The following is a 9,274-nucleotide window of genomic DNA, read 5'->3' as shown; positions in this document are numbered from 1 at the left end:
GTCCCTCTCCCGGACGGGAGAGGGGACCCGCGCTTGATTTTCTCGGGGCAGATCGGCGGAGCCGGCACCCCACTTCTCCCGTCCGGGAGAGGGAGTCCGCGCTTGATCAGTGCTGGAGGGTCGTCGTGAAGGCGCCCCCGCGGATGCGCTCCGGAAAGCCTTCCGCGTAGCGGGCGGTGGCCTCCTCGCCGTAGGTCATCACGAGTTCCTGGAAGGCCGCGAACAGCGCGGCCTGCGCCATGCAATCGCCGTCCAGCCCGTCGAGGCAGCCCTCCGCGAACGCTTCCGAGACGTAGCTCAGCGCCGCGCGCTTCTCGTCGACGTCCGCCTCGAAGGGCACGGATCCGGAAGTGTTCTGCATGGCGTCACGGCATCTGTTGGCGCCGAGACATCACCCGGCGATGGCCCGGATGATAGGATGGGCCCGCGCGCCCGACCAGCCGGGAATTGCGAAGAGGTTAACGCGCCGCGCCGTCTTCGATGGATTTTCGAGGCCGTCTGCGCGTGTGGCTCCCGTGCATCAGCCGCCGAACCGCCCGGCGAGATCCTGGGAGAGCCGCTCGCCCTCGGCGAGGAAGCGGCCGGCCGCCTCGTGGGCCGCCGGCGTGCAGATCCGGTAGGTCAGGCTGTAGCCGCGATAGCCCCGGTTGTAGGCGCCGGCGAGCCTGTCGCGCCGCGCGGGCGTCACCCCCTCCGCGTCGATCAGCGCCTTCATGCGGCTCGGCCACTCGGCGGCGTCGGGGCTCGCGCAGAGGCCGCGCAGGAAGGCGAGGGAGCCGATGATCTCGGAGAGCCGCATCAGGTCGCGGTCGTAGGGCGGCGGCGGCGGCTCGGGCGGGGACGGCGGCGCCTTCTCGGCCGCCTTGTCGCCGGCCTTCGGCGCGCTGCGCCCGCCGCCGCGCTGCTGCGCCTGCAGGTCCGCCGGGAGGGCGAGGGCGAGGGTCAGCAGCAGGCCGAGGCCGAGACGGGCGAGGCTCACGCGGCGCTCCCCGCCGCCTGCCGCGCCACCGCGGCGAAGGCTTCCGACAGCGTGCCGGCGAGCCCCGGCGTGGTGGCGAGGTCCGCCACCTCGTCGAGCGTCGCCCAGCGGACGCCGAGGGCTTCCGGCCCGGCCACGGGCTCGCCGCCGCACCAGAGCGCGGCGTGCGGATGGACGACGTAGTGGTGGCGCACGCGGCCCTCCGCGTCGCGCTCGATGATCTCGGTGGGGCTCAGCACCGCGACGACGGTGGCGTCGAGCCCGACCTCCTCGGCGAGTTCCCGCCGCGCCGCCTCGGCGAGCGCCTCGCCGGCCTCGACGAGGCCGCCCGGCAGGGTCCAGACGCCGCGCATCGGCTCGTTGGCGCGGGCGGCGAGCAGCACGCGGCCGTCGCGGATCACGGCGATCGAGGCGCCGACGAAGGGGCGCGTGGGGAAGGTCCGCACGGTCTCGCTCACCGGCCGCCCCCGTCGAGGGCGACCACCGCGACCCGGCCGTCCTCCAGGCCGACGAGGAGGCGGGCGGCCTCGCCCCGTCCCAGCGCCGCCACGCCGAAACCGGCCGGGGCGGGGAGGGCGGCCCGGGCGCGCTCGGCGACCGGGCCCTTCAGCGACAGGACCGCGAGGCTCCGGCGGTCGGCGACCGGCAGGGCGAGGTCCGGAGATCGGTCGCGCGCGCCCTCGACGCTCGCAGCGAGCGCCGTCTCGCCGTCGCCGCCCGCGAAGCCCGCGGCCTCCGCCGCGAGGGCGAAGGCACCGTCCGCGTAGGACCAGAGCTGCAGCTTGCCGGCCGTCACCGTGGCGACCTGCGGCTGCCCGCGTCCCGCGAAGTCGGCGACGCCGGCGATCGAGAGGGGCGCCCCGGGCTGCGCCGGCGTGCGGGCGACCACCGTCCAGGGCGAGCCGGGAGCCTCCTCCGGCCGGCCGACGAGCACCAGGGCCGAGGCGTCCGCCCCCTGGCGGGCCGAGGCGAGGATCACGGTGCGGTTACCGAAGCGTGCGGTGCGCGGGCGCTCGCGGGCGAACACCGCGTCGGGCCCGGCCGGGACCGTCACGGTGGCGACCGGGACGGGCTTCGGGTCGCCGCCGAGCGCCACCGGCTGGCGCTCCCGGATGGTGAGGCCGGCGGCGGAGGGTGCGCCGTCGCCGGCCGCGCGGGTCGGGCCCGTGAGGTAGGCACTCAGGCCGCCGGAAAGCGCGCGGCGGGAGCCGGGCAGGGCGCCCCGCGGCGTCTCGGCGGCGGCGAGGCCTTCGACGGCCTCGGCGCCGATCAGCGTGGCGCGGACCTGACCCTCGGCGAGGGTGAGGGCGGCGCCGCCCTCCTCGCCCCAGACGACGGCGAGGGGCGCCTCGTCCTCGGCGGTCGCGGCGGCCGCCTTCGGGCGTGCGATCGGCAGGAGGCCGGAGGTGGCGACCGCCACCGCGACCTCGCTGCCGGGCCCGCGCATGGCCTTCGCCCGGAAGGGCAGGTCGAGGATCGTCACCGCGGGCTCCGCCGCGGCGGGGGCGGCGGCGAGGAGCGTGACGGCGAGGAGCGCGGCGAGAGCGCGCTCAGACATGCTGACCGCCGTTGATGTGCAGCTCGGCCCCGTTCACGTAGGAGGACGCCTCGGTGCACAGGAAGTAGATCGCCTTGGCCACCTCGTCCGGCGTGCCGAGACGGCGCTGCGGGATCTGCTCGACGAGCTTCTCGGTGCCCGGCGACAGGATCGAGGTGTCGATCTCGCCGGGCGAGATCGCGTTCACGCGCACGCCGAGCGGCCCGAAATCGGCCGCCATCTCGCGGGTCAGCGCCGCGAGCGCCGCCTTGGAGGTGCCGTAGGCCGCGCCCGCGAAGGGATGCACCCGCGAGCCCGCGATCGAGGAGACGTTGACGATCGAGCCCCGCGCCCGGGTCAGCTCGTCGCACAGGCCCCGCGCGAGCAGGATCGGGGCGAAGAAGTTGACCTGGAACACCCGCTGCCAGTCGGAGAAGGGCGTGGCGATGGCGCCGAGCCGCTCACCCTCCGCGCCCTTCGGCGAGATGCCGGCGTTGTTGACGAGGGCGTGGAGGAGCCCGCCCTCGGCGGCGAGGCGCTCGGCCACCTCTCGCACGCCGCGCACCGTGTCCTCGGCGTCGGCGAGATCCACCTGGAGATGGTCCTCGGGGCCCATCTCCCACGGGCAGTTCTCGGGGAACGGGTGACGCGAGCAGGTGATGACCCGCCAGCCCGCGGCCGAGAAGCGCTTCACGGTGGCGTGGCCGATGCCGCGGCTCGCGCCCGTGAGCAGCATGATGCGCCGGCGTTCGTTGACGGATGGAGCCAAGGCCGTGCCTCTCGATCCGCACGGGCGTTCCGCCGAAGGATCCGGCGGGCCGCCGCGCAGCCTGTCAGGTCTAAGCGGAGCGTCCCCGGAAATCCAGGGTCCGTGCCGCGCCGCAGCATGCTCTCCGCGGCGGTCCCCGCTCAGGGGTAGAGCCGCGACCGGCTCCAGCCCGCGCCGTCGCGGGTGAAGCGCACCCGGTCGTGCAGGCGGTAATCCCCGTTCTGCCAGAACTCGATCGTCACGGGCTCGATCCGGAAGCCGGTCCAGTTCTCGGGCCGAGGCACCGCCGCGTTCTCGTAGCGGGCGGCGAGTTCGGCCACTTCCGCCATCAGCGTCGCCCGGTCGGCGAGCGGCCGCGACTGGCGGCTCGCGTGGGCGCCGATGCGGCTGTCGCGGTGGCGGCTCGCGAAGTAGGCGTCGGCCTCCTCGGGCGTGACGCGCGTCACGGCGCCGCGGGCGCGCACCTGGCGGCGCCGGCTCTTCCAGTGGAGCACGAGCGCGGCCTGCGGGTTCTGCGCCAGCTCCTCGCCCTTGGCCGAGTCCACGTTCGTGTAGAAGACGAAGCCGCGCCGGTCGGCGCCCTTCAGGAGCACGATGCGGACGTCGGGCAGCCCGTCCGCCCCGGCGGTGGCGAGCGCCATCGCGTTCGGATCCTCGGCCTCCGACGCCTCGGCCTCGGCCATCCAGGCCGCGAAGAGCGGCCAGGGATCCTCGGCCAGCGTGAAGTCCTCCAGGGCCGCGCCGGCCAGGGCCGGCTCATCGATCTTTAACCGATCCACGCTCAAATCCTCAGCCGTGACATCCGGGTCGGGGGGCACGGACGTGACGGGTTCGTGTCGCGCCGTGCCGGGATTGAGTTCAGGTGTAATGCGTCGGCGCGACTGTAAAGCCTCTTCTTCCGCGACGCCGGGGCGCTCCGCGTGCAGCCCCGGCCCGCTCGCGGCCTCCGCCTCGGCCCTTGGCCTCGTCCTGATCCTGTGCGGTTGCGGCCAGCCGCTGATCACCTTCCAGAGCGAGCCGAAGGCCGCGACCGAGGCCGCGGAGATCCCGGAACCGACCGTCACCGGCAGCATCTCCAAGCGCCCGCCGAGCTTCGGCGCCGATCTCGGCGAGGAGGATTGGCGGCGCGCCCGCGCGGCTCTCGGCGTCGCCCTCGACCCGCAGGGCAACGGGCGCCCGGTGAAGTGGGACAACCCGGAGACGAGCCTGCGCGGCTCCGTGAACCCGACCGGCCTTCCCTACGTCGCCAACGACGAGATCTGCCGCGATTTCCTGGCGACCGTGATCACCCCGGACAAGAGCCGCTTCGTGCGCGGCACCGGCTGCAAGCTGTCCGGCGGCGCCTGGGAGCTGAAGCGGCTGCGGCCGAGCCGGGCCGGCTGAGCGCCGCCGTCGTGCGGGCTCGGCCGCACCGAGCCGGCGGGCAGGCTTGACGCGGCCCCGCATTGCCCCGACCTTCTGCGATCCGTGGCGTTGCAAAGAAGCAACATATTCGCCACATGACGGTCCGACCGACCCGACCGCCGCACCGAGGCGGCGCCGAGATCCGATAGCGAGAGATGCGCAACCCCTACGACGTTCTGGGAGTCCCCAAGGGAGCGAGCGAGGCCGACATCAAGCGCGCCTTCCGCAAGCTCGCCAAGGCTTACCATCCCGACCGCAACAAGGACGACGCCCGCGCGAAGGACCGCTTCGCCGAGGCGAACTCGGCCTACGAGATCCTGGGCGACGCGGGCAAGCGCGCGCAGTTCGACCGCGGCGAGATCGACGCCGAGGGCAAGCCGCGCGCGACCGGGTTCGAGGGCTTCTCGGGCTTCGGCGGCGGCCGCGCCAACTCCTTCGACTTCGAGGGCATGGCCCGCAGCCGCGGTGGCGGGGGCGGCATCGGCGAGGACATCTTCTCGCACCTGTTCGGCGAGGCGTTCCGGGCGGGCGGCGCGGGCCCGGGCGGCCCCGGCGGCTTCCAGCGGGGCGGCCCCGGCGGCGCCCACGCGAAGGGCGACGACGTCCAGGCGGAGCTGAGCGTGACGCTGGAGCAGGTCGGAGCCGAGGAGAAGCTGCGGCTCGCCCTGCCGACCGGGCGCGAGGTCGACGTGGTGATCCCGCGCGGCGTCGTCGACGGCCAGACCATCCGCCTGCGCGGCCTCGGCCACCCGGCGGGCCTGCGCGGCGAGCCCGGCGACGCGCTCCTGACGATCCGGGTCCTGCCCCACCCGCGCTTCAAGCAGGAGGGGACGGACCTGCGCACCTCCGTCGAGGTGCCGCTCGAGGACGCGGTGCTTGGCGGCTCGATCCGCGTGCCGACGCTGACCGGCGCCGTCGAGATGCGCATGCCGCCGATGACGAGTTCCGGCCGCACCTTCCGCCTGCGGGGCAAGGGCCTGCCGAAAAAGGACGGGACGCGCGGCGACCTCCTCGCAACGACGGCCATCGTCCTGCCCGAGGCCGACGCGGCGCTCTCGGAATACGCCCGCAGCAAGCGCGCGGCGAAGGCGGAGTAGGGGGCGGGCGTCAGCGCCCCTTCGCCAGGGCTCGCTCGATTGCGAGGCGGATGTAGCGCTGATAGGGGATGCCCTGCGCGCGCGCCGTCTCTTTGACCGCCCGGAGCAGGCTCTCCGGCACCCGCATGTTGATGCTCGCCGACTTTGCCTCCAGCTCGAAGCGCATCGGCTGGAAGCCGGAGAAATCGTACTCGGTCAAGTCCGCCTCGGCCACGAACCGCTCCGCGTCGGAGTCGTTCGCGTGCGTCGGGAAGTCTTTGGGTCGGGCGGCGTCAGGTTTCCCGGCGTCGAGCTTTTTGGTGCCGCTCATAGTGGGCAATCTCCTTCGCGTGCATGTAGCGGGCCGAGATCGGACGAAGCAGATGCCGGCCGCCGCGCTGCCGGAGGGTGAAGACGATGAAGAGGTGTCGTCCGTCCCGGCTCCGCCCCACGGCGTTGAGTCGGACCTCGCCGGCCAGCCCCGTCCTGTCCGGGAGGACGTAGGGCTCGCCGAGCAGCGCGGCCTCGATCTCTTCGCGCGTCACCCCGTGCCGGGCGCATTTGGGCCAGTTTCCGTCATCCCAATCGAAACCGTCGACCACGCTCATGGATGCACGTTGGCGTTGCCCATGCAAATGTCCATGCACAACCCCGTGTCCAAGCGGGTCTTCGGCACGTCACGGCGCGCCGGACTTCCCCCCTCCGCACACCTCCGCTAAGGATGCCCGCGGTGCGCGGCCGGGCTTCCGGGGCGCGCGCGACCGACATTTTCAGCGTTTCAGGTGACTCATGGCGGGAATCGATCCGGTTGACGCTCACGGCGGCGGACGCCCGGCCGGAACCGGGATCCTGGCGGGCAAGCGGGGCATCGTCCTCGGCGTCGCCAACAACCGCTCGATCGCCTGGGGCATCGCCAAGAGCGCCCGCGCCCACGGGGCCGAGCTCGCCTTCACCTACCAGGGCGATGCCCTCAAGAAGCGGGTCGAGCCGCTCGCCCGCGAGCTCGACGCCCACGTGATCGGCCATTGCGACGTCACCGATCCGGCCTCCATCGACGCGGTCTTCGACGCGGCGGCCTCCGCCTTCCCCGGCGGCATCGACTTCGTCGTCCACTGCATCGCCTTCTCGGACAAGGACGAGCTGACCGGCCGCTACATCGAGACGAGCGAGGGCAACTTCACGAAGTCGCTCCTGATCTCCTGCTACTCGTTCACGGCCGTGGCGCAGCGCGCCGAGAAGCTGATGCGCAACGGCGGCTCGCTCCTGACGCTGACCTATTACGGCGCCGAGAAGTGGATGCCCCACTACAACGTCATGGGCGTGGCCAAGGCCGCGCTCGAGGCCTCCGTGCGCTACCTCGCCGCCGATCTCGGGCCGCAGAATATCCGGGTCAATGCGATCTCGGCCGGCCCGATCAAGACGCTCGCCGCCTCCGGCATCGGCGACTTCCGCTACATACTCAAGTGGAACGAGTACAACGCGCCGCTGCGCCGGACCGTCACCATCGAGGAGGTCGGCGAGTCCGCCGCCTACCTCCTCTCCGACATGTCCCGCGGGATGACCGGCGAGATCCTGCACGTGGACGCGGGCTACCACGTCGTCGGCATGAAGAATCCCGAGGCGCCCGACCTGTCGCTCGACCGGGACTGAGGCCGCCTCAGTCCGGCACCCTCATCCCGGCGATGCCGTCCGGCGCCTCCGGGTAGCGCGGGTCCATCGCCTCCAGCGTGTCGGCGATGGTGCGGGCGACGACGAGGTTGCGGAACCACTTCCGGTTCGCCGGCACCACATGCCAGGGCGCGTAGGGCGTCGAGCATCGGGTCAGCGCGTCCCCGAAGGCGCTCTGGTAGGCGTCCCAGGCCTCGCGCTCGACGAGGTCGCCCGGGTCGAACTTCCAGTGCTTGGCCGGGTCGGCGATGCGAGCCTCGAGCCGCTCCTTCTGCTCCGCCTTCGAGATGTGCAGGAAGAACTTCAGCACCTGCGTGCCGGAGACGGTGAGCAGGCGCTCGAAATCGTTGATCAGCCCGTAGCGCCCCCGCCAGATCTCCTCCGACACGAGGTTCTTCACCCGCACCACGAGCACGTCCTCGTAGTGGCTGCGGTTGAACACACCGATCATGCCCCGGCCGGGGGTGCGCCTGTGGTAGCGCCACAGGAAGTCGTGATCGAGTTCCTCCGTCGTCGGGGCCTTGAAGGAGGCCACCTGACAGCCCTGCGGGTTCACCCCTTCGAGCACCGCGCGGATCGTCCCGTCCTTGCCGCCGGTGTCGATCGCCTGGAACACGACGAGGAGGCTGCGCCGGCGCTCGGCGTAGAGCCGCTCCTGCAGATCCTGGATCCGGGCGCGCTCGTGGGCGAGCGCCTCCTTCGCCTCGACCTTGTCGAGGCCGCCGTCGGCGTCCGGGTCGATCCGGTCGAGCTCGCAGACCTGCCCCGGCGTCACCGTCACGATGCCCGCGGCGGCCGGCACCACCACGGGCGCGTGCCCGCCGATCAGGCCGGGGGCGGCGCCAGAGATCTCCGCGGCCGCGCCCGCCCAGGCAGCGGAGGAGGGCGGCCGGTCGCGGGCCGACTGCCGGAGAGAGTCCTGCGACATTGTCACGCCGGAGGAGCCGTCGCGCTGGCCCTCGGCGTGCTTGCGGTGTTTCTTCGGCATGACGACTCTCTATCACTCGCAATCGACGGGGCCGGCGGCGGACCCTCTGGAGGTTCGCGTGGCTGCGAAAACGATCGGCAGGCTGAGCCGTTCCGGAGGGAGCGTCCAGAGCGACGTGTCGGCCGGGCCGGCGCGGAACCCGTCGAGCTCCGCCCTCTGATCCTCGATGCCGACCATCTACTTCGTGCGCCACGGCCAGACCGACTGGAACGCCGAGGGGCGCCTCCAGGGCCAGCGCGACACCCGGCTCAACGGCACCGGCCTGCGCCAGGCGGAGGAGGCCGCCGACCGGCTGCGGGCGCTCACCGGCGACCGCTTCGCGGGCCTCGACTTCGTGGCGAGCCCCCTCAGCCGCACGCGCGGCACCATGGAGGCCCTGCGCGCCTGCCTCAACCTGCCGCCCGAGGCGTACCGGGTCGACGCGCGCCTGAAGGAAATCAGCTTCGGAGCCTGGGAGGGCTCGACCTGGGCGGAGATCCGCAGGCGCGACCCGTCCGGCGCCGCCGCGCGCGACCGGGACCGCTGGGGCTTCCAGCCCCCCGGCCTCGGCGCCGAGAGCTACGCGATGCTGACCGAGCGGGTCGCCCCGGCGCTGCGCGAGCTCGACGCGCCGACCGTCATGGTCGCCCACGGCGGCGTGGCGCGCGCGGTCCTCGTGGCGCTCGGCCATCTCGACCCCTGGGCGGCGCCGCGGATCGGCATCCGCCAGGGCGGGGTCCTCGTCCTCGACGGGGAGGGCTGGCGCTGGATCTAGCCGGGCGCGTGCATGGATCCGCCCGGCGCGTCCCACGCGCGCTCCCGAACGGGAGCAAGGCCCGCGCCCGATGCGGCGTCCCACCTCTCCCGTCCGGGA

At 73.2% G+C, this 9,274-nt stretch carries 13 protein-coding genes; 4 read left to right on the top strand and 9 right to left on the bottom strand.

Annotated features, from left to right (window positions below; genetic code table 11):
• Positions 1 to 106 precede the first annotated feature (106 nt).
• From MOX02_RS23485 to pdxH, 6 genes are all read right to left on the bottom strand, one after another.
• Positions 107 to 361 (bottom strand): hypothetical protein, encoded by a 255-nt coding sequence (locus tag MOX02_RS23485; RefSeq protein ID WP_132257463.1) that lies wholly within the window; start codon positions 359 to 361, stop codon positions 107 to 109.
• Positions 362 to 520: 159 nt separating this feature from the next.
• Positions 521 to 979 (bottom strand): TIGR02301 family protein, encoded by a 459-nt coding sequence (locus tag MOX02_RS23480; protein WP_147028251.1) that lies wholly within the window; start codon positions 977 to 979, stop codon positions 521 to 523.
• On the bottom strand, positions 976 to 1,437 hold the full coding sequence (locus MOX02_RS23475) for an NUDIX hydrolase (RefSeq protein WP_147028250.1): 462 nt from the start codon (positions 1,435 to 1,437) through the stop codon (positions 976 to 978). Before MOX02_RS23475 ends, MOX02_RS23480 begins: the two co-directional genes overlap by 4 nt.
• Positions 1,434 to 2,537, bottom strand: coding sequence for a hypothetical protein (locus MOX02_RS23470; RefSeq protein WP_147028249.1), 1,104 nt, complete (start codon positions 2,535 to 2,537; stop codon positions 1,434 to 1,436). The genes MOX02_RS23475 and MOX02_RS23470 overlap by 4 nt, the downstream gene beginning before the upstream one ends.
• Complete coding sequence (locus MOX02_RS23465; protein WP_147028252.1) at positions 2,530 to 3,252, bottom strand: SDR family NAD(P)-dependent oxidoreductase; 723 nt, start codon at positions 3,250 to 3,252, stop codon at positions 2,530 to 2,532. Before MOX02_RS23465 ends, MOX02_RS23470 begins: the two co-directional genes overlap by 8 nt.
• A gap of 173 nt (positions 3,253 to 3,425) precedes the next feature.
• Positions 3,426 to 4,070 (bottom strand): pyridoxamine 5'-phosphate oxidase, encoded by a 645-nt coding sequence (gene pdxH / locus MOX02_RS23460; protein ID WP_373866780.1) that lies wholly within the window; start codon positions 4,068 to 4,070, stop codon positions 3,426 to 3,428.
• Between the two features lie 82 nt (positions 4,071 to 4,152).
• On the opposite strand from pdxH, the gene MOX02_RS23455 reads away from it, so the two are divergent.
• Both MOX02_RS23455 and MOX02_RS23450 read left to right on the top strand, forming a co-directional pair.
• Positions 4,153 to 4,668, top strand: coding sequence for an RT0821/Lpp0805 family surface protein (locus MOX02_RS23455; protein WP_147028247.1), 516 nt, complete (start codon positions 4,153 to 4,155; stop codon positions 4,666 to 4,668).
• Between the two features lie 176 nt (positions 4,669 to 4,844).
• Positions 4,845 to 5,786: a DnaJ C-terminal domain-containing protein gene (locus MOX02_RS23450; RefSeq protein ID WP_147028246.1), complete on the top strand. Its 942-nt coding sequence runs from the start codon at positions 4,845 to 4,847 to the stop codon at positions 5,784 to 5,786.
• 10 nt (positions 5,787 to 5,796) lie between these two features.
• Here MOX02_RS23450 and MOX02_RS23445 read toward each other — a convergent pair whose 3' ends face one another.
• Both MOX02_RS23445 and MOX02_RS23440 read right to left on the bottom strand, forming a co-directional pair.
• Positions 5,797 to 6,096, bottom strand: coding sequence for a BrnA antitoxin family protein (locus tag MOX02_RS23445; RefSeq protein WP_147028245.1), 300 nt, complete (start codon positions 6,094 to 6,096; stop codon positions 5,797 to 5,799).
• Positions 6,059 to 6,373: a BrnT family toxin gene (locus tag MOX02_RS23440; protein WP_147028244.1), complete on the bottom strand. Its 315-nt coding sequence runs from the start codon at positions 6,371 to 6,373 to the stop codon at positions 6,059 to 6,061. Before MOX02_RS23440 ends, MOX02_RS23445 begins: the two co-directional genes overlap by 38 nt.
• A gap of 181 nt (positions 6,374 to 6,554) precedes the next feature.
• Here MOX02_RS23440 and fabI point away from each other — a divergent pair, with 181 nt between their 5' ends.
• Positions 6,555 to 7,415, top strand: a complete 861-nt coding sequence (fabI, locus tag MOX02_RS23435; protein ID WP_147028243.1) for an enoyl-ACP reductase FabI — start codon at positions 6,555 to 6,557, stop codon at positions 7,413 to 7,415.
• Between the two features lie 7 nt (positions 7,416 to 7,422).
• On the opposite strand, the gene MOX02_RS23430 is transcribed toward fabI, so the two are convergent.
• A complete protein-coding gene (locus tag MOX02_RS23430) occupies positions 7,423 to 8,421 on the bottom strand; it encodes a polyphosphate kinase 2 family protein (protein WP_147028242.1) in 999 nt (332 codons plus the stop codon).
• 166 nt (positions 8,422 to 8,587) lie between these two features.
• Here MOX02_RS23430 and MOX02_RS23425 point away from each other — a divergent pair, with 166 nt between their 5' ends.
• The gene (locus MOX02_RS23425) at positions 8,588 to 9,175 is read left to right on the top strand and encodes a histidine phosphatase family protein (protein ID WP_147028241.1); all 588 of its coding nucleotides are present in this window, start codon (positions 8,588 to 8,590) and stop codon (positions 9,173 to 9,175) included.
• Positions 9,176 to 9,274 lie beyond the last annotated feature (99 nt).

Origin of the sequence: Methylobacterium oxalidis (assembly GCF_007992195.1) — a bacterium.
Taxonomy (GTDB): domain Bacteria; phylum Pseudomonadota; class Alphaproteobacteria; order Rhizobiales; family Beijerinckiaceae; genus Methylobacterium; species Methylobacterium oxalidis.
The sequence above is the reverse complement of the archived record's forward strand: the minus strand, read 5'-3'. Positions and strand labels throughout refer to the sequence as shown.